Genomic DNA, 20,730 nt, shown 5'->3' on the forward strand with positions numbered 1-20,730 from the left:
GTTAAGCATCCCGTGTTTCCATATCCTTGTGACGACCGTCACGCTCAAGAGTTGGAACCGCAAGCGAGGGACCGATGCACAAGGAAATGGAATTGCAGCTGAAAGGCTACGGACTGACCACTGCCGAGATTTTCTACCGCCTTCCCGACCATCCCGCCATCCTCCAGACCTATCTCTGGCAGGACTACGATCTCTCCCCGGACTTTCCGGAAATGCGCAGCTTCCTGAAATTCTGGCAGGAGAAACTCGACGGCCCCCTCCACTCCGTCCGCTACGTCCACCGCAAGCTGATCTCGGCGACAGACTGGCGCGCCCTCAAAGGCGAATTCATCCTGAACTGAAATAGCGGTTGCAGCGGCTTTTGACCCGGCTTAAAAAGCCGGCATGAAAAACAAGATCGACGAAGACGCGCTGGCCGACGCCTATAACCGAGCCCTCGAACTGGAGAAATCCGGAGACATCGACGCGGCCGTCGCCGCCTACAACGAGGTCCTTGCGATCGACCCCGACGATCATGGCGGCGCCTCCGTGCGCATCGCTTCGATGGGACGCGGCGACACGCCGACGCGGGCGCCCGACGCCTATGTCGAGACGCTGTTCGACCAGCATGCCGAAGTCTTCGAGGACGTCCTCGTCGAGCAACTAGGCTACCACGTGCCGATGCTGGTTCGCCAGCGCCTGCAGGCACTCGGCCTCGGGCCCTTCAAGCGGCTGCTCGATCTCGGCTGCGGCACCGGGCTGACCGGCGGCGTGCTCAGCGACATCGTCGACGACATGACCGGCATCGACCTGTCGGAAAACATGGTCGAGATCGCCGACGAGAAGGACATCTACGATTCGCTGTTCGTCGCCGAGGTCGAGGACTTCCTCGAGGACAACGACGAAGAACCCTTCGACATCATTACCGCCACCGACGTACTGCCCTATCTCGGTGCACTCGAGCCGCTGTTCTTCGGAACCGCCGAAAACCTGACGCCCGGCGGCCTCTTCATCTTCTCCTCGGAAACACTGCCCGAAGAAACACTCGCCGGCCGCCCCTACATGGTCGGCCCCCACCAGCGCTTCGCCCATGCTCAGGCCTACGTCCGCGAACGCCTGACAGCCACCGGCTTCGACCTCATCGAAATCACCGACATCAATGTCCGCATGGAAGACGGGCAGCCAACCCCGGGCCATCTGGTGGTGGCAAGGTTGAAGCAGCAGCACTGATAACCGAGCGCGCTACCGGCTACAGCCAAAAATTCGTCGATCGGAAAGCGAGCCGCTTTCTCAGTCGCCTCAATGCCCCAGGATCGCGGCCAGCAGCTTGCCTTCCAGCTCCGCCAGCGCCGGATTGCCGTGGCGGCGGGGGTGGACGTGGGGGATGGGCAGGTCGAGGGCGATGCGGCCTTCCTCAAGCACGATGACGCGGTCGGCCAGATGCACCGCTTCGCTCACATCGTGGGTGACGAGGACGGCTGTGAAGCCGAGTTCGCGCCAGACGCGGTTCAAGAGCTCCTGCATGCTGATGCGGGTGAGCGCGTCGAGGGCGCCGAGCGGCTCGTCCAGGGCAAGGATGCCGGGCTTGCTGACCAGCGCGCGGGCGAGCGCTACGCGTTGGCGCTGCCCACCGGACAGTTGCGCCGGCCAGTTGCCTGCCTTTTCAGCCAGTTGCACTTCCGAGAGAACCCTCGCCGCAGCCTTGCGACCTTCTGCCTTGGAAACACCCTCGCCGAGACCGACGGCGACATTGTCGGCGACGCTCAGCCAGGGCAGCAGGCGTGGCTCCTGGAAGACGATGCGGGCGTTCGGAGCCGCCTCGCCCGAGGTCGTGCCGAAGGCGACGCTGCCGCCGGTCGGCGCGTCCAACCCCATCAGGATGCGTAGCAGCGTGCTCTTTCCGCAGCCGCTCTTGCCGATGACGGCGACGAACTGGCCGGCCGGAATATCGAGATCGATACCCCGCAGGACCTGGTTGTCGCCGAAACGCTTTTCGAGGCCGCGGACGCGGATGGCACCGGCGCCTGGTGCAACGCTCGCCGCCTCGGGCTGCGTGATTTTATTTTCGATCGGCTGAAATCGTGGGTGGGCGATGACGTTCATGTCTCTGTCCTCAGCGCTGCTGATAGGTGGGGTTCCAGCGGAGCGCCCTGCGCTCCATCGCCCGGGCGGCAACATCGGCCAGCTTGCCGAGCACCGCATAGATCACCAGCGACAGCACGACGACATCGGTCATCATGAATTCGCGGGCATTATTGGCCATGTGGCCGATGCCGGATGAAGCAGCGATCGACTCCGAGACAATTAGCGTCAGCCACATGATACCGAGCGCATAGCGCAGGCCGACAAAGATCGACGGCAGGGCGCCGGGAAAGATAACCTTGCGAAACAGCGTCCAGTTGCCCATGCCATAGACGCGCCCCATCTCGATCAGGTCGCGGTCGACATTGCGGACGCCATGATAGGTGTTCAGGTAGACCGGGAACAGCACGCCGAGCGAGGTCAGGAACAGCTTCGATTCCTCGCCGATGCCAAACCACAGGATGACCAGAGGGATCATCGCCAGATGCGGCACGGTGCGCATCATCTGCAAGGTCGTGTCGGTCAGCTTTTCCGACAGCCGCGACACGCCGTTGGCGAGACCGAGCAGGAACCCGATGCTGCCGCCGACAAACAGGCCGGCAAATGCACGGCCGGCGCTGACGGCAATGTCTTTCGGCAATTGACCGGAGGTCGTCGTCTGCCAGAAGGCCATCACCACATCGAGCGGCGATGGCATGATCCGCGACGAAATCCATCCGGCCGACGAGCCGAGCTGCCAGAGTGCGACGATGACGACCGGAACCAGATAAGGCAGCGAGGCCTCCAGGTTTTTGCGAGCGCGGCTGGCGATATCGTTGTCCGCCGTCCGCGCTGCCCTTACCTCGACGAAGTGTGTGTCGACTGCCGCCATGATCTTGTCCCTCTCTGCCGGATCAGGATCCGGACACGACCTTCAGGTTGCCACCATGGCTGCCGCCGCCGAAAACCTGGCGCTTGCCGAACTCGACGTCGAAGCTGCCGCGCTGCAGTTCGCGTCCGAGCCCCAGTTCCGGGAAGAGCAGCTCGGAAACGCGGTAAGCTTCTTCCAGATGCGGATAGCCGGAGCCGATCACCGTCTCGATGCCGATCTCCTGGTATTCGCGCAGGCGTGCGGCCACAGTCTTCGGCGATCCGACCAGGGCCGTGCCGGCTCCCGCGCGCACCAGGCCAACACCGGCCCAGAGGTTGGGAGACACTTCGAGATTGTCGCGGCGTCCGCCATGCAGGGCGGCCATGCGCTTCTGTCCGACGGAATCGGACTCCTTGACGAAGCGCTCCTGTGCTTCGCGGATCGTATCGTCGTCGAGCTGCGAGATCAGCCGGTCGGCGGCGGCCCAGGCCTCGTCGTCGGTTTCACGAACGATGAAGTGGAGGCGGATGCCGAAGCTGACTTCGCGGCCGGTGCGCTTTGCTGCAGCCCGCACCTTTTCGACCTTTTCGGCAACCTGCGCCGGAGGTTCGCCCCAGGTCAGGTACTTGTCGACGCGACCGACGGCAAAATCGATGCCAGCGTCCGAAGAACCGCCGAAATACAGCGGCGGACGCGGCGATTGCACCGGCGGCAAGGCCAGCCGTGCACCGGTCGCCTTGATATACTTGCCATCCAGCGTCGACGTGCCCTTGGCCATCAGCTCTTCGAACACGTCGAAGAATTCATTGGCATGATCGTAGCGCTCGTCATGCTTCAGGAAGATGCCGTCGCCTGCAAGCTCCGAGGGACTGCCGCCGACCACGATGTTGAGCAGCAAGCGTCCGTGCGAGATGCGATCGAGCGTTGAGGCCAGCCGGGCGTAATAGGCCGGCGACGCCGTACCGGGACGCACCGCCACCAGGAATTTGAGCTTCTGCGTATGTGCTGCAAGCGCTGCCGCCGTGACGAAGGATTCCTCGCATGACACGCCGGTCGGCAGCAGCACGCCGGAATAGCCGAGGCGATCGACGGCCTGCGCGATCTGCGTCAGATAGCCGATATCCGTGTCGCGGTTGAGGTCGGCGGAACCGAGATAGCTGCCGTCGCCCGAAGTCGGGATAAACCAGAGGAAGTCGATTGGCTTGGAAGTGTTTGTCATGTCTGTTTCCCTTGTTCCGTGGTCGCGGGGATCAATCAGCTGGCTTTCGGGTGCCAGACGATGTCGCTGACCTTGAGCTTCTTCGGCACGATGCCGAGGCTGTAGAAATCGTCCGCCAAAGCCTGCTGGTAGGCGAGCGCCGCGTCCGGCATCAGCGAGACCTTGCCGAGGTCAGCCTTGCTGCGGGTCAGCGTGACGCGGGTGATCGGCTCCGGCACGCCGGTGATCTGTGCGAGCGCCGTCACCGTTGCATCGAGATTGGTCTGCGCCGCGGCACCGACCTTGGCGAGTTCGTCGATGACGTCGGCAATCACCTCTGGGTTCTTGGCCGTGAAGCCGCCGTTGCCGAGGAAATAGCCCCAGTTGTCGATGATGCCCTCGGAGGTGGTCAGCACGCGTGTCTGCGGATCGGCCTCTGTGACGGCAAAGTAGGGATCCCAGATCGCCCAGGCATCGATGCTGCCGTTCTTGAAAGCAGCAGCGGCGTCCGGTGGCGCCAGATCCACCTCGGTGATGTCAGAGACCGTCAGGCCGCCCTTGCGCAATACCTGGATAGCGAAGTTGTGGCCGCTGGAACCGCGCTTGTAGGCGAGTTTCTTGCCCTTCAAATCCTCGATCTTCTGGATCGGCGAATCCTTGTGCACCAGCAGGCCGTGAAAGGCGGCCGGCCCCTGATAGGCACCGACGTAGAGGAGGTCACGACCGGCGGCCTGGGCGAATAGCGGCGGTACGTCGCCGGTGATCCCGAAATCGATGGCGCCCGCTCCGATGGCTTCGAGCAGCGGCGGCCCCGAGGTAAACTCATTCCACTCGACGGTCACGCCCTTGCCGGCCAGGCGCTTCTCCAGCGCACCGCTTTTCTTGGCGAGTGGCACCACGCCGAATTTCTGCCAGCCGACCCTCAGCGTCGTGCCGGTGGCGGCGCTCGCCCCTCTCACTTGCGGAAGGATGGCAGCAGAAGCGGCTGCACCAAAAAGCCCAAGCGTCTGTCTGCGGGTAATCATCGAAGTGCCTCATAAAAATTCGCAACCGGATCCCTATCCGGCAAGTTCATAGTGTCATGGTCGCGGCGCAAGATCGAAGCCGCGGTTTCCCAACCGCAGCAAGGTCTTAGAATAATTTTGCTTGAAGTCGGGCTCCGGCATTGTCAGGGAAGCGTCTGCATGAGGCTTGCAAACTCAACTCGCCTTCGGCCGCCAGACGATATCGCTGACATTGAGCTTCTTCGGCACGATGCCCAGACCATAGAATTCCTCGGCCAGCGATTGCTGGTAGGCAACCGCCGCATCTGTCATCGTCGAGACGCTGCCGAGATCCGCGCCGGGCCGCGTCAGCGTCACCCGCGTCACGTCGGCCGGCACACCGGTGATGCCGGAGAGCGCCGCCACGGTGTCCTCGAGTTGCCCCTGTGCCGCAGCACCCACCTTTGCCAGTTCGTCGATGACGGCAGACACGAGCTGCGGGTTGCTCGTCGTATAGTCGCCATTGGCGAGGAAAAACGAATAACTGTCGACGATACCCCGCGCCGTCGCCAGCACGCGGGTCTGGGGATCGGCCTCGGCAATCGCCAGATAGGGATCCCAGATCGACCAGGCATCGATGCTGCCGGTCTTGAAGGCGGCAGCCGCATCCGAGGGCGACAGGTCGATCGGCTCGACATCTGAAGGCGTCAGGCCTGCCTTTTGCAGGGCCTTGACAGCAACGTTGTGGGCGCTGGAGCCACGCTTGAAGGCAAGCTTCTTGCCCTTGAGGTCGGCAAGCGACTTGATCGACGAATCCGCCCGCACCAGTATGGCAGAGCCTTCCGGGCTGCCGCGATAGAGCCCGACATAAAGGAGATTGCCATTCGCCGCCTGGGCAAACAGCGGCGGGACATCGCCGGTTGCGCCGAAATCCAGCGCGCCGGCCCCGAGTGCTTCCAGCAGAGGCGGCCCCGAGGTGAACTCCGACCATTCGACCGAAACACCTTGCCCCGCCAGCCGCTTCTCCAGCGCTCCCTGGCGCTTGGCCAGCGCCAGCACGCCGTTCTTCTGCCAGCCGATGCGCAGCTGCTTGGCGGCTGCGGCGCGTGCGATGCCGCCGAGCGGTAGAAGCGATGTAGCGGCGACGGCGCCCAAAAGCCCGAGTGTCTGTCTGCGCGATATCATGTCACATCTCCTTGCGTCAGCATTCTGCTGCCATGGCCCCTACACTGGAGAAATCTAGTCGGCTTATCGACAAAGGATTTTGTGAAATTCACCGACTTCGTCGAAATTTGCTTCTGCGGAAAGCGACAATTGCGAAATCAGCGCCCTCGCTCGTCCCCTGACGCCAAACGGCCTTTCCTGGATTTCGGCTTTCAGCTAATGCTCTGGCGAAATCTGAGAAGGAATGTACGCATGTCGAATGTCACTTTCATCGGCCTCGGGGTCATGGGCTATCCGATGGCCGGACATCTCGCCGTCAAGGGCGGACACACCGTCACCGTCTATAACCGGACGGCTGCCAAGGCCGAGGCCTGGGTGAAGCAATATGGCGGCAAATCCGCTGCCACCCCGGCAGATGCCGCCAGGGATGCCGACTTCGTCTTCACCTGCGTCGGCAATGACGACGACCTGCGCTCCGTCACCACAGCCGAGAACGGCGTGTTCTCTGGCATGAAGCCCGGGGCAATCCTGATCGACAACACAACAGCCAGCGCCGAAGTCGCACGCGAACTCGATGCCGCCGCAAAAGCCAAGGGCTGCCATTTCATCGATGCTCCGGTGTCCGGTGGCCAGGCCGGTGCCGAGAACGGCGTGCTCACCGTCATGTGCGGTGGTGAAGCTGCGGTGTTCGAGAAAGCGAAGCCCGTGATCGACGCCTATGCCCGCATGGTCGGGCTCATGGGCGATGTCGGCGCCGGGCAGCTGACCAAGATGATCAACCAGATCTGCATCGCCGGCCTCGTCCAGGGCCTGGCCGAAGGCATCCATTTCGGCCAGAAGGCCGGGCTCGACATAGAGAAAGTGGTTGAGGTGATCTCCAAGGGCGCTGCCGGCTCCTGGCAGATGGAAAACCGCCACAAGACGATGATGGCCGGCAAATACGATTTCGGCTTCGCCGTCGACTGGATGCGCAAGGATCTCGACATCGTCCTCAGCGAAGCCCGCCGCAACGGTGCAACGCTGCCCGTGACCGCGCTGGTGGATCAATTCTATGGAGAAGTCCAGGCGATGGGTGGCAAGCGCTGGGATACGTCGTCGCTGCTGGCCCGGCTGGAAAAGAAGTAGGCTGTACCGGAGGCCGGCAAAAAGCCCGGGGCCTCGACGCCACAAGCGAAAGAGCAGCGCGCACCGGCACGCTGCCCTTTTCTGTTATTCGTCGTTCGACTTGCTGGCGTCGAGCAACATGTAGTCGAGCGGCAGTTGCGTCGAATACTTGATCTGCTCCATGGCAAACACCGACGACACGTCGCGGATTTCGATCTTGGCGATCATCCGCTTGTAGAACGCGTCATAGGCGGCAATATCGGGCACGACGACGCGCAGCAGGTAGTCGACGTCACCGCTCATGCGGTAGAATTCCACCACTTCCGGAAATTCGGAAACCACCTCGGAAAAACGCTTCAACCATTCGATCGAGTGGCTGGCCGTCCGGATCGAGACAAAGACGGTGACCTTGGTGTTGACCTTGACGGGGTCGAGCAGCGCGACGCGGCCACGGATGACGCCGTCTTCTTCCATCTTCTGGATACGCCGCCAGCAGGGCGTCGTCGACAGCCCGACCTTCTTGGCGAGATCTGCGACGGCAAGCGTTGAATCTTCCTGCAGAAGCCGCAGGATCTTTCTATCTAGACGATCCATCCCCAATGTCCTTTTTCGAAATATATTCTGTCTATAGCGCGATTCCGGGGAAAGAAAAGAACATGATTTCAGAAAGCGAGGGTTTTCACCCGATTTTGCAGCACCGGCAGCAAATCGCCCTCGAACCACGGGTGGCGCTTCAGCCAGCCGCTGTTGCGCCAGCTCGGATGCGGAAGCGGCATCACCGCGGGCCCCTCATTGGTCAAAACATAACGCTTCCATGCAGATACCGTCTCCGTCATCGACGCCATCCTTGAAGGCCCGAGATGAAAGGCTTGCGCATACTGGCCGATTGCCAGCACCAGCTCGATCTGCGGCATGGCATCCAGCACGGTCCGGCGCCAGGCCGGCGCGCATTCACGCCGGGGCGGCAAGTCGCTGCCGGCAGCGTCGTAGCCGGGAAAGCAAAAGCCCATGGGGACGATGGCAAAGCGATCGCGATCGTAGAACGCCGCCCGGTCCACCCCCAGCCATTGTCGCAGCCGGTCGCCTGATGCATCGTCGAACGGCAGGCCACTTTGGTGCACCCGCAGTCCCGGCGCCTGTCCTGCGATCAGGATGCGCGCCCTGGACGAGACCACCACCACTGGGCGTGGCTCGTGCGGCAGACGATACTCCATGCCCCGCGCCGGACTATCGCGGCAGATACGACATCCGGCGATCGCAATACGCAGGCCCTCGAGCCGCTCTTCTCTTCCTGCTCCGAAATCCGTCATCGCCATCCCATGAGGTCGCGGACATACTCGCCGATACCAGCCAGCGGATCGCGGCTCGACTGTGCTGCACCGCCATCGCGCCGATAATCCCGGGGTCGCTCGAAACTGCCCGCCCAAAGCCCTGCCTTGGCGCCACGCGCCTCCGCCTCCTCAGCCTCGTAGGCGCCATAGGCGACAGCCATGCCGCGACGAACCATCTCGGCATTGACGTCGAGCCCGCCGACGCTGCAGGTGACGAGAAGCCGGTCATAGCGGTCCCGTTGCCGGCCCCGGCACTCGACCGGGCCGGCAGCCAGCATCTTCGAAAGCGCATCCCGCGCCACCTGCCCGCAATCCCAGGATCGGGAATCGCGCTGGCATTGCTGTCGCAATTCCGGCGCATCGATGCCGACCAGACGAAATCGCCCTCCCTCGCGCTTCAGACTATCGCCGTCGACGACCGAAAAATTACCGTTTGCAACCGTTTCCGGCTGAAGGTTCAACTTGAATGCGAGGAGGCCCAGCAAGCCCAGAAACGCAAATGCCATGAAGCTATCGCCCCACAGACCACGGGGCTTCGCCACCTTTCGGCCTCCTTGAAAAACAACTCGTTTGCGAAGATGGCAAACAAAACCTTGCATGGCAGCATCTTCTTAAGGATTCCGGCATACGCTTTGGCCATCTTCAGAGCAAGTATGTGCACATGAGTACCGGCACCAGCATCTCCTCGGACAAGATCATTGTTGATCGGTCGCGAAGCCATCGCAACAAGGCGGTGTCCAAAGCCGTGCGCGAAACGCGCGAGCGTTTGCAATCCGGTCATATCGGCAGTTTCGACCGTGAATTGCTCTCCATGTACATCGGCAACATGCTGCAGGGCGCCACGCTCGTTCCGCTGTTCGTCATCGTCGTCTCGGCGCTTGGCCTCTACCTCACCCACGACATCGGCTTCCTTGCGTGGGCGTTGCTGACGCTGAGCGCCCATGCCGTCAACCTCGTGCTCGGCCAGCGTGCCAGCCGCAAGCAACTGACCGTCGAGACCGCGCAGAAATGGCGGCGGATACTGCTGTTCGGGCAAGTTTTGGTCGGCTTTTGCTGGGCTGCCTTCGCCATGAAGGGCTGCGACACCTGCGACGGCGACGGCTTCCTGCTCTACAAGGGCGCCACCCTGCTGGTCGCACTCTGCGTCATGGCGATGTCCAATTTCCTGCTGCCACGCAGCGTCCTCTATGCCTTCGCACCAACTGCGATAGCGCTCGCCCTAAGGGCAGTGTTGACGCGGGACCTGCTCGATATCGGCCTCGCCTCAACCTTTGCCGCAGCCGTGATCTTTTTCGTCTTCATCGGCAATCGGATGTTCCAGTTCAATCTCAAGATCCTGTTTTTCCAATCGGAAAAAGATGACCTGATCGCGGAACTCGAGGTTGCCAAGTCCATGTCTGATGAGGCAAGGCGCCGCGCCGAGGAGGCTAATCTTGCCAAGTCGCGCTTCCTCGCCTCGATGTCGCACGAATTGCGCACGCCTCTGAACGCCATCCTGGGCTTTTCCGAGGTCATGTCGGCCGAGGTCATGGGGCCGCTCAACAACCCGACCTACAAGGAATACACCGACGACATCCACCGCTCCGGCCAGCATCTGCTCAACCTTATCAACGAAATCCTCGACCTGTCGCGCATCGAAGCCGGCAAGTACGACCTCAGCGAAGAGGCAATCTCGCTGCTAGATGTCGCCGAGGATTGCATCGGCATGGTGCAACTGCGGGCCAGAGGCAAGAACATCTCGATTTCGCAGCAGTTCGAGGGCTCGCTGCCATCCGTCTGGGCAGATGAAAAGTCTCTTCGCCAGGTGATCCTCAACCTTCTGTCGAATGCCGTCAAGTTCACGCCGCAGGGCGGCGAAGTGGTGGTCAAGGTCGGCTGGACACTCAGCGGCGGCCAGTATGTCTCGATCAAGGACAACGGCCCGGGCATTCCCGAAGAGGAGATCCCGATCGTGCTTTCGGCTTTCGGCCAGGGCTCCATTGCCATCAAGAGCGCCGAACAGGGCACCGGCCTCGGCCTGCCCATCGTCCAGGCGATCCTTGCCAAGCACGACGGTCAGTTCATCCTGAAATCGAAACTGCGCGAAGGCACCGAAGTCATCGCCATCCTGCCCGCCAAGCGCGTCCTCCAGACCCTCCCCGCCGAACAAACTCCTTCGATCGACAAGAAACGCCGGAGTTTTGCCTGATTATCCCAGCCAGTAGTGGCTGAACACCGTGAAGGCGAGATGCAGGCCGCAGGCGACGAGCATGCAGAAGACGGCGAAGGAGCCTAGATCCTTTGCGTGTTTGCCGACGTTCGAGAGCTCCGGCGAGATGCGATCGATGACCTCTTCGACTGCCGTATTCAGCGCTTCGGCCGCGAACAATCCGAGAAACAGGAAGATCGAGACCAGGATATCCGAAAGCCGCGTGCCGGTCGCAAAAAGGATGATTTGCGCCACGACGAAGAACAGCAGTTCCTGGCGGAAGGCCGCTTCCTTCAGCAGGCGGCGAAAACCTCCCCAGGAATAGCCGGCGGCGGCGAAGAAGTGTCGTACGCCGGTTTCCTTGGTGACTGCTGATTTCGACAAGTGCGCGTTCTCCGGCCATCGCATTCAGAATGCGTTGCGCATACAGAACCCTCAGCTGCAATTCAAGATGCCGCAGCGCCCCGATCCCGTCAGTCGATGTCACCGGTCTTTGCTGCCAATCAGTGGGTGTGGCTGTGTCCGTCGCTGACGCCGGCCGCTGCGAATGTCGCCATGCCGGAGTGGCACGCGGCGGCGGACTTGACGATGCCGGCGGCAAGGGCTGCACCCGTACCCTCGCCGAGCCGCATGCCGAGCGCTAGGAGCGGTGTCTTGCCGAGCTTCTCGATCGCCTTCATATGGCCCGGCTCGCCGGAGACGTGGCCGATCAGGCAATGGTCGAGGGCAGCGGGATTGGCAGCCTTGAGGATCGCGCCTGCCGCCGTCGACACATAGCCGTCGAGGATGACGGGAATGCGCTCGACGCGAGCGGCAAGGATGGCACCCGCCATAGCCGCGATCTCGCGACCGCCGAGACGACGCAGGATTTCCAGCGGATCGGACAAATGGTCGCGGTGCAGCGCCACGGCCTTTTCGACCGCTGCGGTCTTGCGCTGCAGCATCTCACCCTGCGAGCCCGTGCCGGGCCCCACCCAGTCGGCAGCGGTGCCGCCATAGAGTGCGTAGTTGATTGCCGCCGCGATAGTCGTGTTGCCGATGCCCATTTCGCCGATGCAGAGAAGATCCGTGCCGCCGGCGATGGCCTCCATGCCGAAAGCCATGGTCGCCGCACAGTCGCGCTCGGACAGCGCCGCCTCCTCGGTGATATCACCGGTCGGGTATTCCAAGGCCAGGTCGAAAACCTTGAGGCCGAGGTCGTAGGCGACGCAGATCTGGTTGATCGCCGCGCCGCCGGCCGAGAAGTTCTCGACCATCTGCTGCGTGACCTCAGGCGGAAATGGCGTAATTCCCTGGCGCGTGACACCGTGATTGCCGGCAAAGATCGCCACCAGCGGCCGGGTGACGGAGGGCTTGCGACCGCTCCAGGCCGCCAGCCAGAAAGCGATTTCCTCGAGCCGGCCGAGAGAGCCGCGCGGCTTGGTCAGCTGCGCATCCCGCTCGCGCGCATCGACAAGCGCCCGCTGGTCGGGACCCGGCAGATCGCGCAGCAGCGCACGGAAATCGTCGAAGGGAAGGCCGCTGACGCTCATCGTTTTGGTTCCTTGTCTTTTCGTCGCAAATCGGCTTTTTTTTGCTGGCCACTCTCTTAATCACGGAAGCCGGCGCGAACAACTGCAAAAGCGTCGCGGCCCCCGCCTTCACAAGGACCGACCACCATCGCAAGGCTGCAAGCCATCACCGCCTACGCCGCCGATATTGCCCGCGCGATCGGCTTCCTCAGCCGCATACGCATGCCGGATGCCGTCTTCCATGGCCATGACGGCAATCTCGGGCAGGTCGCCCGCGCCTTCCCCATTGCCGGCGCGCTGATTGCGCTCCCCGCAGCCCTGCTGTTCGGCGTGCTCGCAGCCGGCGATGTCGATCCTCTGCTCGCAGCGCTTCTGGCGCTCGGCCTGCAGACGCTGCTGTCGGGCGCCCTGCACGAGGATGGCCTCAGCGACACTGCCGACGGGCTCGGCGGCGGACGCGATGCGACGCGGGCGCTTGCCATCATGAAGGACAGTCGCATCGGCACTTATGGCGCCGTGGCGCTGATCCTCTCCTTTGCCTTGCGCGCCGCAGCCCTTGCCGCCATCGCACGCGGTCTGCATCCTCTTGCAGCAGCCCTGACGTTGCCCGCCACCGCCGCCCTCAGCCGCGCCGCGCTGGTCTGGCACTGGCACCGTCTTCCTGTCGCAAGGCCAGATGGCGTCGCTGCCGCCGCCGGCCAGCCGGACCGCGAGGCAACCCTCGTAGCGGTCGTAAGCGGCCTGCTGCTCGGCGCACTGCTGCTCTGGCAGAGCCTGACGACGATCGCCCTCCTCGACGTCATCGGCCTTGGCGTCGTCGCCACCCTGGCATTCACCGCCTATGTCCGGCGCAGGCTTTCCGGCCACACCGGCGACACCATCGGCGCAACGCAGCAGATTTGCGAGATCGCCGTTCTCTGCGCCCTTGCCATGGCCGTCTGAAACCCCGATATGAAGCCCATGCAAACACCCTGCGTACTTATCTGCAACATCGACGCCGACAGCGGCTTGTGCGTCGGCTGCGGCCGCACGCTCGCGGAAATCGGCGGCTGGTCGACCTACGACGATGCCGGGCGCCATGAAATCATGGCGAAACTGCCGGACCGGTTGGCCGATCTCGTCCCCCGCCGGGACGCTGCCGAATGAACCGTGTCACCGTCTTCCTCGGCATCCTTGCCATCGGACTGGCACTTTTGGTTTTCAACCATGACAGCGGCACCACCTTCGGCATCGACAACGAGGATTTCGGCCGCATCGTCTACCTCCTGCCGATCAGCCTGATGCTGGCGGCAGGTATCTGGGCCAGCCGGCGCACCGTCAGCGAGACCCTGCGCAACCTGTTCATCTGGCTGGTCATCCTGCTGGCGCTGGCGACCGCCTATCTCTACCGCTACGACGCGCTGGACGCCGGCAACCGGCTGATGGCCGGCCTCATCCCCGGCCGGGCCTTCGTCGTCACCACCAGCGAAGGCGGCCAGGAAGTCATCCTCCACAAGCTGCTGAACGGCCACTTCTCGGCAGACGTGATGATCGATGGCCACCGCATCAACATGCTCGTCGACACCGGCGCAAGCTTGCTGGCCCTCACCCAGGCCGACGCAAGGCGCATCGGTCTCGACCCGAAGACCATGAACTATTCGATGTCGATCATGACCGCCAACGGCCGGGGCCGTGCCGCGCCGGTGACCCTCAAATCCGTCGGCATCGGCCCCATCGCCCGCCAGGACGTAGCCGCCGCCGTCTCCGAGGACGGCAAGCTGGACCAGAGCCTGCTCGGCATGAGCTTCCTCGAAACCCTCGGCTCTATGCAGATGCAGACGGACGAACTGCGGCTTCGGGACTGACGGTGTCCGCCACTAAGTCGCCACGGCTGGATGAGCATCGAGATGAAATTTTGGCGGAAATTGCAGCGGTGATTCCCCAAAATTGATGGTTTGCTTTTTGTGCCTATTGGTGGATTTTCTACCGCCTTGTGCCTTTCTCTGTATGTTTTAAGGTGCGCGGGCCAACCCCTGTCGACACTTAGGAAAAATGTCATGAAGCTGCCCGTCGCTGCCTTTGTTCTTGCTCTCACGCTTGGTTCTGGCGCATTTGCGCAAGAGGCTGTTGTGGGTGTGGCCGGTCCCGATCAGCTGTTTACCAGCAAAGATCCTGCGCTGAACCACAACAAACAAGTGACCTATAAGATCATCAAGGAACTGCTCGAGGCCAATCAATGGGATCGCGCTGATCAGTATTTGACTGCGCGGTATATTCAGCACAATCCCAATGCTGCGTCGGGGCGTCAGGGTGTGATTGATTATTTCACAAAGGTCCTCAACAAGAAGCCAAGTCCTGTTCCTGAAAAGATGAGCACCAAGATTGTCTCCGTGGTGGCCGAAGGTGATATTGTCACCGTCGCCTATCCGCGCGAGGTCAAGGATGCCAAAGATCCGACAAAGACCTATACCACCACCTGGTTTGACAGCTGGCGTTTTAAGGATGGCAAAGCGGATGAACATTGGGATTCGGCATTGAAACCCTGAGGATCAAGGGGATATCGCATGAATGGGCGATCGACGCTGGTTGGTTCACAGCAACCGCGGATCGTCGAGCATGATCGCATCCGGGGCCAGCTTGCGCAGTTTCTCCAGCCCCTCCGCATCCACCAGTCCCACCGGGAACTGCGGATAGTGCGGCAACGCCACGTTGCGCGGTTGGCCGACCATGATGGCGACCTGCAGGCCGGCTTTGCGGGCCGTGGCGATGCGGTCGGCGCTGGCCTCGCCCTGCCACAGGCGAAACCAGTCCGCTCCGAGGTCAGCGGCTTCCTCAGACGAATCGGCATCGGGCAACAATCCGAGGACCGCCATTTCACAGCCCATGCTTCGGACCTCGGCAATCAGACCCATGCTGCGCAGCCCGAGGATGGCGCGCCGGGATGCCCCGCCGGCCTCGACGGTGCGGACGATCTCGGCGATGTGCGTTCCATCCGTCAATTTCACATCGAGCAGGATGCCGAGCGGTGCAGATGCGGCTATCGCTGCTTCGAGGGTGAGAAGGTCCGGGACGAGGTCTTGCAGCGTTGCGAGATCGAGCGCCTCGACAGAACGGGGGTCGCCGGCGATCCTCTGCATGTCGGCATCGTGCAGGCAGACGAGAGCGCCGTCGGCACTGACGCGGACATCGGTCTCCACCGCATCGGCGCCAGCCTCGCCTGCCAGCGAAAATGTTATCGCGGAGTTTTCAGGACCGAGTGCCGCGCCGCCGCGATGGGCGATGACCAGAGGCCGGCTCCGCCCGGTGTCAATCCAGGATCCGAATGTCATTGTCTGCTCCACCAGCCCATGCCGTTGCAAGACCGCTTTAGGTAGACGGCTTTTGTATCGGCTTTGCGACGGAGGGCGCGTGGGCGGTGGAAAGGCCTAGTTGCGCAGCCGATAGCCCGTTCTGAAGATCCAGTAGACGGTGGCCAGACAGATCGCCAGGAAGAACAGCACCATGCCGAGGCTGACCAGCGGGTTGACGTCGGCGATCCCGTAAAAACTCCAGCGGAAACCGCTGACGAGGTAGAGCACCGGATTGAAATGGCTGACAGCCTGCCAGAAGGGCGGCAGCATGCCGATCGAATAGAAGCTCCCGCCGAGAAAGGTCAGCGGTGGCACGACCAGCATCGGGATGAGATTGAGCTGCTCGAAATTCTTCGCCCAGATGCCGATGATGAAGCCAAACAGGCTGAACGTCACCGCCGTCAGCACGAAGAACAGCACCATCATGAAAGGATGCTGGATGGTGACGTGCACGAAGAAATTCGCCGTCAACAGGATGATCGCGCCGATCAGCATTCCCTTGGTGGCCGCCGCCCCGACATAGCCGAGCACGATCTCGGTCATCGCCACCGGCGCCGACAGCACCTCGTAGATGGTGCCGACGAATTTCGGGAAGTAGATGCCGAACGAGCCGTTGGTGATGCACTGGCTGAGCAACGTCAGCATGATCAGGCCGGGCGTGATGAAGGCACCATAGGAGATGCCCTCGACCTCCTGGATGCGCGATCCGACGGCCGCACCGAAGACGATGAAGTAGAGCGACGTCGAGATGACGGGCGACACCACGCTTTGCAGCAGCGTGCGACGCGTGCGGGCCATTTCGAACATGTAGATGGCTTTGACGGCCTCGAAATTCATTGATCGTCTCCGACAAGCTGGACGAAAATATCCTCGAGCGAGCTTTGCCGCGTCGAGAGGTCCTTGAAGGCAATACCGGCAGCGGCAAGGTCGGTCAGCAGCCCGGCGATGTTGCCGTGCCCGTTTTCGGCATCGAGCTCGTGGATGAGCGACAAGCCACCCTCGCCGATTGTCAGCCCACGGCCTTCGAGGCTGGGTGGAAGGACGGCGAGCGGCGTGTCGAGGTCGAGGATGAGCTGCTTTCGGCCGAGCTTGGCCATCAGCGCCGTCTTGTCCTCGACCAGCAGCAGCTTGCCGCCATTGATGACCCCGACGCGATCGGCGATCTCCTCGGCTTCCTCGATATAGTGGGTGGTGAGAATGATGGTGACGCCCGTCTGGCGGAGCTTTTCGACCACCTGCCACATGTCCTTGCGCAGCGTCACGTCGACGCCGGCGGTGGGCTCGTCGAGAAACAGGATCTGCGGCTCGTGGCTCAGCGCCTTGGCAATCAGCACCCGGCGCTTCATGCCGCCGGAGAGCTCGCGCAGCATGTTGTCGCGCTTGTCCCACAGCGACAGGTCGCGCAGCACCTTTTCGATATGGGCGGCGTTGGCCTTCTTGCCGTAGAGGCCGCGCGAAAAGCTCACCGTGTTGAAGACGGTCTCGAACTGGTCGGTGGTCAGTTCCTGCGGCACCAGCCCGATCATCGACCGCGTCGCGCGAAAATCCTTGACGACATCGTGACCGTCGACGAGCACCGTCCCGCCGCTTGGGTTGGCAATGCCGCAGACGATGGAAATCATCGTCGTCTTGCCGGCGCCGTTCGGCCCGAGCAAGGCCAGGATCTCGCCCTTCTGGATATCGAGATCGATCCCCTTCAGTGCTTGAAATCCGTTGTCATAGACTTTGGTGAGATTGCGGATGGAGACGATCGGGGGCATGGGCGAGATGGGGCTCTTTGATTATTTTTGCGGCAATAGCCCGCTATATAACCTCGAACCGGAGTTTTGCCAGAGCGCGCCCGGCGAACAATCTATTCGGCAGCAGAGATGACCCGTTACAGGGCTGAGTTGCCGGTCGCTGCCATCCGCAGCGGCATCCTTCTCAGTTGCAGTACCTCCGTCCGCCCTTCCTCTCGCGAAGGTCGAAGTGAAAATGGTTCCAGTGCTCCGGATTGCTGCCGGGGCCCATGACGGTGTCGAAATAGTTGCAGCTGTCGGTGCGCACCGCCTTCAGCAACGCGCCTTCGCGGAAGGAAAACAGCCCCTTTTTCCGGATATCGATGGCGTGGCCATTCTTCAGCACGAACTTGCCCACATCGATGGCGTTCCCGTGCGCATGCTCCGACATCGGGTTGTAGCGTTGCGCGCTGTTGTTCATCCGCCGGCAGGAATAGCCGCCGAGCGGGATGATGGTGCCGATCCCGGAAAGGTAGCGCAGCCGCGCCGAGGGAGCCAGTTCGTTCTTGACCCATTTGGCAAAGGCCAGTGTCACCTGGCAGTTCAGCGTCACCGCCGGCCGGACGGCGATGTTGCCGGAGAGGCCGCGCAGCGACACCGGATAGGGAACCTGGCAGGCTGGTCCTTGCGAGATCGCCGGCTTGTCCTGGAAGACGACGCCCATCTGGCGCAGCTGCTGACGGCACTGCAATTCGGAATTGGGCATGCCGGCCGACATGGGCGGTGGCGCTTGCGGCGCCTCGTACTGCGGCTCCGTGGTGGTCATCGGATTTTCCACACGCGGCAACATCGCCACCTGCTGCCCCTGCAGCCGTGGCGCGGTCGATTGCGAGATCTGCGTCTGGGCGCTGGTGCGCAGCACAGGCCGGTTCGCCTGAACGGGATTGTCCGTGCCGATGCCACTGACAACCGGCTCGTCGGACTGGCCCTCGGCGATGTTCTGCTCTTCCTCCTCGGCCAGCCCGACGACCCGTTGCGGGGTGCCACCGACACCGAGCTCGGCGTCCATGTTGATCCCTTCGGCAGGCACCGGAGAGGAATTCTGGACGGAATGCTGCGATGCCAAGCCGGTGGATTGCGGCGCCACCATCGCATCCGGCGACTGGATCGCAGACTGCCTGCCGCTGACATGGCCGACATCGGCAAGGTTCGGCGTATCGAGGTAGTCGACAGAGGCCGAGCTCACCGGCGTTGTCGTGCTCTGGTAGGTGTATTGGCTCGGTGCATTCGTCGGTACGGAGCGACGCGGCTGGATCGAACCGACACGCGTCTTGTTGTCGATGCCCGACGGCGGGACAAGGCTGTCGGCAGAACAGGCAATCAGTGTCGACGATAGCAAAACGGGCAGCAATGCCCGCCGCAGAAAGGGAAAATACGCCATACACACACCACTTCCGACGCCGCAATCGATCGGCAATCGTCTACAAATTTAAGCAAAATTGGTGAATGAAAGCTTAGCGGCGCGAACGCCCGCGAAATGGCCGGGAAAACATGGCACCGGCCCTTTTGCAAACGGCGGCGTTTGCCTTACGGTGCATCATATAGATTAGGCCCGACAGGAGAAGCCGACATGAACGACACCGCCAAGCCGCTGGGCGAACTGACGCTGCGCACCCTGGCGATGCCCGCCGACGCCAATCCGGCCGGCGACATCTTCGGCGGCTGGGTCATGGCGCAGATGGATCTGGCAAGCGGCATCCGCGCCGCAGAGCGCGCCAAGGGCCGCGTCGTCACCGCCGCCGTCAAGGAAATGGCCTTCCAGCTGCCGGTAAAGATCGGCGATACGCTGAGCATCTACACCCACATCACCCGCGTCGGAACAACCTCCATCACCCTGCTGATCGAAGCCTGGGCACAGCGGTCGCGCTACCAGAAGATGGAAAAGGTAACCGAAGGCACCTTCATCATGGTGGCACTCGCCGATGACGGAAAGCCGAAAGCCGTTCCGCCGGCGGAGGAATGACGGGAGGCCACCTCACGCCAGGGGCAACTGTGTCGGAAAAACAGGGGTGAACCTGGCCTTCACCAGCCGGGTTATCTGCCGCTGGACCTCGTAAAGCGCAAGGCAAAAGGCGATCGTCGCAACAACGATCAAAAAGAACGAACCGGTGTCGAGCCCGAAATTTCGCATCCACCAGTAGGCAAAGGCGATCAACACCGTCTGGTGCAGCACGTAGCAGGTCAGCACCGACCTGTTGAGGTAGGTGATCACCGGGTGAGGCCGGGTGATCAGGGCGCGACCGTAGCCGAGTATCGCCACCATCGCCGACCACTGGAAGATCGATCGCCCGACGCGGTGTATCACAGCCACCCCGAAGCTGCGGGCGCCCGGCGGATAGGCCACCAGCAGGCAAGCCAGGATTACCAGCGAAACGATAGCGACAAGCGCCGCATGCTTTCGGTAGCGGACCGCGGTCGCCCAGAATTTCTCGTCCTCGGCAATCACATAGCCAAATGCGAAAAGCGAGAAATAGACGATGTGGGCGTACCAGTCCGAGCCCACCTCCATCGTCTCGCCGAAGATCGGGAAAAGGGTGAGGCGCAGAACCGCCAGATAAAGGATCGGCCAGACAAGCAGGCCACGCCCCTCCACCAGGCGCCTGAGACCTGCGGTCAGAGGCGAAAGCCAGCCGCGCAGAAACGCCAGGCCCAGGGTCAGGACGACCGTATAGAGCCAGAGATAGCCAATGAACCAGAGGTGTTGAAGGCTGACCAGCGAGACCGCCTGGCCATCCTGGACCATGATGGTGCCGAACTGGAGATAGATCCCCCAAAAATCCAGATAGGGAAGGTCCGTCGCCGACGCAGCCTTGAGCGCGAGGTAGATCTGCGGCGGCACCAGCACGAAGATGCCGAGCAGCAAGGGCGAAATGAGCTGGAGCGAGCGCTTTTTGCGGATATCGGCAGGCGCAAGCCGCTTGGCGAGCGCTGCTGTCGATATCCCGGACACGAGAAACAGCAGGCCGAGGCGCCACGGATGCAAGGCAAGCAGCAGCAGATCGAAGGCCCGGTTCGGAGTGCTGGCCTGCAGCAGCCAAGACCTCGTCCCGAAGATAAGTGCGGTATGATAGACCATCAGAAGCGCGAAAAGCACGACGCGGATCACGTCGATATCGTGTCGGCGCTGTGCCTGCCCATTCCTTCCCATGCCCGCCCCCAAGCGTCAAAAAGACTGACACAACCGCGAGCGTCCAGGCACCCGACAATTCACAATCCAAGGTAAGCATGAGAAG

24 protein-coding genes are annotated in these 20,730 nt (G+C 62.2%); 9 read left to right on the forward strand and 15 right to left on the reverse strand.

The window, feature by feature from the left end; translation table 11 throughout:
* The first annotated feature begins 74 nt into the window (after nucleotides 1-74).
* Both J5289_RS11970 and J5289_RS11975 read left to right on the forward strand, forming a co-directional pair.
* Entirely contained in the window at nucleotides 75-341 is a 267-nt protein-coding gene (locus J5289_RS11970; RefSeq protein WP_111221809.1) for an usg protein, read from the forward strand.
* Nucleotides 342-384: 43 nt separating this feature from the next.
* Nucleotides 385-1,209: a methyltransferase domain-containing protein gene (locus J5289_RS11975; RefSeq protein WP_209183896.1), complete on the forward strand. Its 825-nt coding sequence runs from the start codon at nucleotides 385-387 to the stop codon at nucleotides 1,207-1,209.
* A gap of 69 nt (nucleotides 1,210-1,278) precedes the next feature.
* On the opposite strand, the gene J5289_RS11980 is transcribed toward J5289_RS11975, so the two are convergent.
* From J5289_RS11980 to J5289_RS12000, 5 genes are all read right to left on the reverse strand, one after another.
* On the reverse strand, nucleotides 1,279-2,082 hold the full coding sequence (locus J5289_RS11980; RefSeq protein ID WP_209183897.1) for an ABC transporter ATP-binding protein: 804 nt from the start codon (nucleotides 2,080-2,082) through the stop codon (nucleotides 1,279-1,281).
* 10 nt (nucleotides 2,083-2,092) lie between these two features.
* Complete coding sequence (ssuC, locus tag J5289_RS11985) at nucleotides 2,093-2,932, reverse strand: aliphatic sulfonate ABC transporter permease SsuC (RefSeq protein WP_209183898.1); 840 nt, start codon at nucleotides 2,930-2,932, stop codon at nucleotides 2,093-2,095.
* A gap of 22 nt (nucleotides 2,933-2,954) precedes the next feature.
* A complete protein-coding gene (ssuD, locus tag J5289_RS11990) occupies nucleotides 2,955-4,130 on the reverse strand; it encodes an FMNH2-dependent alkanesulfonate monooxygenase (protein WP_111221805.1) in 1,176 nt (391 codons plus the stop codon).
* 35 nt (nucleotides 4,131-4,165) lie between these two features.
* Nucleotides 4,166-5,134: an aliphatic sulfonate ABC transporter substrate-binding protein gene (locus J5289_RS11995; RefSeq protein ID WP_142822978.1), complete on the reverse strand. Its 969-nt coding sequence runs from the start codon at nucleotides 5,132-5,134 to the stop codon at nucleotides 4,166-4,168.
* A 174-nt stretch (nucleotides 5,135-5,308) separates the two neighbouring features.
* Entirely contained in the window at nucleotides 5,309-6,277 is a 969-nt protein-coding gene (locus J5289_RS12000; RefSeq protein WP_142822980.1) for an aliphatic sulfonate ABC transporter substrate-binding protein, read from the reverse strand.
* 231 nt (nucleotides 6,278-6,508) lie between these two features.
* Between J5289_RS12000 and J5289_RS12005 the strand changes: the two genes are divergently transcribed.
* Complete coding sequence (locus tag J5289_RS12005; protein WP_142822982.1) at nucleotides 6,509-7,381, forward strand: NAD(P)-dependent oxidoreductase; 873 nt, start codon at nucleotides 6,509-6,511, stop codon at nucleotides 7,379-7,381.
* Nucleotides 7,382-7,465: 84 nt separating this feature from the next.
* Here the strand turns inward: J5289_RS12005 and J5289_RS12010 are convergent, their stop codons facing one another.
* The 3 genes from J5289_RS12010 to J5289_RS12020 all read right to left on the reverse strand — a co-directional run bounded on the left by J5289_RS12010 (nucleotide 7,466) and on the right by J5289_RS12020 (nucleotide 9,233).
* Complete coding sequence (locus J5289_RS12010) at nucleotides 7,466-7,954, reverse strand: Lrp/AsnC family transcriptional regulator (RefSeq protein ID WP_111221801.1); 489 nt, start codon at nucleotides 7,952-7,954, stop codon at nucleotides 7,466-7,468.
* A 68-nt stretch (nucleotides 7,955-8,022) separates the two neighbouring features.
* Entirely contained in the window at nucleotides 8,023-8,670 is a 648-nt protein-coding gene (locus tag J5289_RS12015; protein ID WP_209183901.1) for a uracil-DNA glycosylase family protein, read from the reverse strand.
* Nucleotides 8,667-9,233 (reverse strand): thermonuclease family protein, encoded by a 567-nt coding sequence (locus tag J5289_RS12020; protein WP_257623358.1) that lies wholly within the window; start codon nucleotides 9,231-9,233, stop codon nucleotides 8,667-8,669. Before J5289_RS12020 ends, J5289_RS12015 begins: the two co-directional genes overlap by 4 nt.
* A gap of 119 nt (nucleotides 9,234-9,352) precedes the next feature.
* On the opposite strand from J5289_RS12020, the gene J5289_RS12025 reads away from it, so the two are divergent.
* Nucleotides 9,353-10,879: a HAMP domain-containing sensor histidine kinase gene (locus J5289_RS12025; RefSeq protein WP_209206552.1), complete on the forward strand. Its 1,527-nt coding sequence runs from the start codon at nucleotides 9,353-9,355 to the stop codon at nucleotides 10,877-10,879.
* On the opposite strand, the gene J5289_RS12030 is transcribed toward J5289_RS12025, so the two are convergent.
* Entirely contained in the window at nucleotides 10,880-11,263 is a 384-nt protein-coding gene (locus J5289_RS12030; RefSeq protein WP_247749098.1) for a diacylglycerol kinase, read from the reverse strand.
* 119 nt (nucleotides 11,264-11,382) lie between these two features.
* Nucleotides 11,383-12,411, reverse strand: coding sequence for a nicotinate-nucleotide--dimethylbenzimidazole phosphoribosyltransferase (gene cobT, locus J5289_RS12035; RefSeq protein ID WP_209206541.1), 1,029 nt, complete (start codon nucleotides 12,409-12,411; stop codon nucleotides 11,383-11,385).
* Nucleotides 12,412-12,612: 201 nt separating this feature from the next.
* On the opposite strand from cobT, the gene J5289_RS12040 reads away from it, so the two are divergent.
* The 4 genes from J5289_RS12040 to J5289_RS12055 all read left to right on the forward strand — a co-directional run bounded on the left by J5289_RS12040 (nucleotide 12,613) and on the right by J5289_RS12055 (nucleotide 14,915).
* Nucleotides 12,613-13,332 (forward strand): adenosylcobinamide-GDP ribazoletransferase, encoded by a 720-nt coding sequence (locus J5289_RS12040; RefSeq protein WP_247749099.1) that lies wholly within the window; start codon nucleotides 12,613-12,615, stop codon nucleotides 13,330-13,332.
* 18 nt (nucleotides 13,333-13,350) lie between these two features.
* Nucleotides 13,351-13,536, forward strand: a complete 186-nt coding sequence (locus tag J5289_RS12045; RefSeq protein ID WP_209184124.1) for a DUF1289 domain-containing protein — start codon at nucleotides 13,351-13,353, stop codon at nucleotides 13,534-13,536.
* Complete coding sequence (locus tag J5289_RS12050; RefSeq protein ID WP_209183905.1) at nucleotides 13,533-14,234, forward strand: TIGR02281 family clan AA aspartic protease; 702 nt, start codon at nucleotides 13,533-13,535, stop codon at nucleotides 14,232-14,234. Before J5289_RS12045 ends, J5289_RS12050 begins: the two co-directional genes overlap by 4 nt.
* A 192-nt stretch (nucleotides 14,235-14,426) precedes the next feature.
* Nucleotides 14,427-14,915: a nuclear transport factor 2 family protein gene (locus tag J5289_RS12055; protein WP_111221794.1), complete on the forward strand. Its 489-nt coding sequence runs from the start codon at nucleotides 14,427-14,429 to the stop codon at nucleotides 14,913-14,915.
* Between the two features lie 45 nt (nucleotides 14,916-14,960).
* Here the strand turns inward: J5289_RS12055 and J5289_RS12060 are convergent, their stop codons facing one another.
* The 4 genes from J5289_RS12060 to J5289_RS12075 all read right to left on the reverse strand — a co-directional run bounded on the left by J5289_RS12060 (nucleotide 14,961) and on the right by J5289_RS12075 (nucleotide 18,878).
* A complete protein-coding gene (locus tag J5289_RS12060) occupies nucleotides 14,961-15,698 on the reverse strand; it encodes a glycerophosphodiester phosphodiesterase (protein ID WP_209183906.1) in 738 nt (245 codons plus the stop codon).
* Nucleotides 15,699-15,794: 96 nt separating this feature from the next.
* Nucleotides 15,795-16,556 carry an ABC transporter permease gene (locus tag J5289_RS12065; protein WP_209183907.1) on the reverse strand — a complete coding sequence of 254 codons (762 nt, stop codon included), beginning with the start codon at nucleotides 16,554-16,556 and terminating at the stop codon, nucleotides 15,795-15,797.
* Entirely contained in the window at nucleotides 16,553-17,479 is a 927-nt protein-coding gene (locus J5289_RS12070; protein ID WP_142823002.1) for an ABC transporter ATP-binding protein, read from the reverse strand. The genes J5289_RS12065 and J5289_RS12070 overlap by 4 nt, the downstream gene beginning before the upstream one ends.
* Nucleotides 17,480-17,642: 163 nt before the next feature.
* Entirely contained in the window at nucleotides 17,643-18,878 is a 1,236-nt protein-coding gene (locus tag J5289_RS12075) for an extensin family protein (protein ID WP_209183909.1), read from the reverse strand.
* Between the two features lie 189 nt (nucleotides 18,879-19,067).
* Between J5289_RS12075 and J5289_RS12080 the strand changes: the two genes are divergently transcribed.
* A complete protein-coding gene (locus J5289_RS12080; protein WP_111221789.1) occupies nucleotides 19,068-19,460 on the forward strand; it encodes an acyl-CoA thioesterase in 393 nt (130 codons plus the stop codon).
* A 12-nt stretch (nucleotides 19,461-19,472) separates the two neighbouring features.
* Here the strand turns inward: J5289_RS12080 and J5289_RS12085 are convergent, their stop codons facing one another.
* The gene (locus J5289_RS12085; protein WP_209206540.1) at nucleotides 19,473-20,645 is read right to left on the reverse strand and encodes an acyltransferase family protein; all 1,173 of its coding nucleotides are present in this window, start codon (nucleotides 20,643-20,645) and stop codon (nucleotides 19,473-19,475) included.
* Nucleotides 20,646-20,730: the final 85 nt, after the last annotated feature.

The sequence above is a fragment of the Rhizobium sp. B230/85 genome, assembly GCF_019355735.1.
Taxonomy (GTDB): Bacteria; Pseudomonadota; Alphaproteobacteria; order Rhizobiales; family Rhizobiaceae; genus Rhizobium; species Rhizobium rhododendri.

Bases quoted from the DNA above. Each gene is read 5' to 3' on its own strand.
- J5289_RS12015 (WP_209183901.1), bottom strand. From the start codon at position 8,670: ATGACGGATTTCGGAGCAGGAAGAGAAGAGCGGCTCGAGGGCCTGCGT.
- J5289_RS12050 (WP_209183905.1), top strand. From the start codon at position 13,533: ATGAACCGTGTCACCGTCTTCCTCGGCATCCTTGCCATCGGACTGGCA.
- J5289_RS12040 (WP_247749099.1), top strand. From the start codon at position 12,613: ATGCCGGATGCCGTCTTCCATGGCCATGACGGCAATCTCGGGCAGGTC.
- J5289_RS12060 (WP_209183906.1), bottom strand. From the start codon at position 15,698: ATGACATTCGGATCCTGGATTGACACCGGGCGGAGCCGGCCTCTGGTC.
- J5289_RS12005 (WP_142822982.1), top strand. From the start codon at position 6,509: ATGTCGAATGTCACTTTCATCGGCCTCGGGGTCATGGGCTATCCGATG.
- ssuC (WP_209183898.1), bottom strand. From the start codon at position 2,932: ATGGCGGCAGTCGACACACACTTCGTCGAGGTAAGGGCAGCGCGGACG.
- J5289_RS11970 (WP_111221809.1), top strand. From the start codon at position 75: ATGCACAAGGAAATGGAATTGCAGCTGAAAGGCTACGGACTGACCACT.
- J5289_RS11980 (WP_209183897.1), bottom strand. From the start codon at position 2,082: ATGAACGTCATCGCCCACCCACGATTTCAGCCGATCGAAAATAAAATC.
- J5289_RS12000 (WP_142822980.1), bottom strand. From the start codon at position 6,277: ATGATATCGCGCAGACAGACACTCGGGCTTTTGGGCGCCGTCGCCGCT.
- J5289_RS12025 (WP_209206552.1), top strand. From the start codon at position 9,353: ATGAGTACCGGCACCAGCATCTCCTCGGACAAGATCATTGTTGATCGG.
- J5289_RS12065 (WP_209183907.1), bottom strand. From the start codon at position 16,556: ATGAATTTCGAGGCCGTCAAAGCCATCTACATGTTCGAAATGGCCCGC.
- J5289_RS12080 (WP_111221789.1), top strand. From the start codon at position 19,068: ATGAACGACACCGCCAAGCCGCTGGGCGAACTGACGCTGCGCACCCTG.
- J5289_RS12070 (WP_142823002.1), bottom strand. From the start codon at position 17,479: ATGCCCCCGATCGTCTCCATCCGCAATCTCACCAAAGTCTATGACAAC.
- J5289_RS12085 (WP_209206540.1), bottom strand. From the start codon at position 20,645: ATGGGAAGGAATGGGCAGGCACAGCGCCGACACGATATCGACGTGATC.
- J5289_RS12055 (WP_111221794.1), top strand. From the start codon at position 14,427: ATGAAGCTGCCCGTCGCTGCCTTTGTTCTTGCTCTCACGCTTGGTTCT.
- ssuD (WP_111221805.1), bottom strand. From the start codon at position 4,130: ATGACAAACACTTCCAAGCCAATCGACTTCCTCTGGTTTATCCCGACT.
- J5289_RS12010 (WP_111221801.1), bottom strand. From the start codon at position 7,954: ATGGATCGTCTAGATAGAAAGATCCTGCGGCTTCTGCAGGAAGATTCA.
- J5289_RS12075 (WP_209183909.1), bottom strand. From the start codon at position 18,878: ATGGCGTATTTTCCCTTTCTGCGGCGGGCATTGCTGCCCGTTTTGCTA.
- J5289_RS11975 (WP_209183896.1), top strand. From the start codon at position 385: ATGAAAAACAAGATCGACGAAGACGCGCTGGCCGACGCCTATAACCGA.
- J5289_RS12045 (WP_209184124.1), top strand. From the start codon at position 13,351: ATGCAAACACCCTGCGTACTTATCTGCAACATCGACGCCGACAGCGGC.
- J5289_RS11995 (WP_142822978.1), bottom strand. From the start codon at position 5,134: ATGATTACCCGCAGACAGACGCTTGGGCTTTTTGGTGCAGCCGCTTCT.
- cobT (WP_209206541.1), bottom strand. From the start codon at position 12,411: ATGAGCGTCAGCGGCCTTCCCTTCGACGATTTCCGTGCGCTGCTGCGC.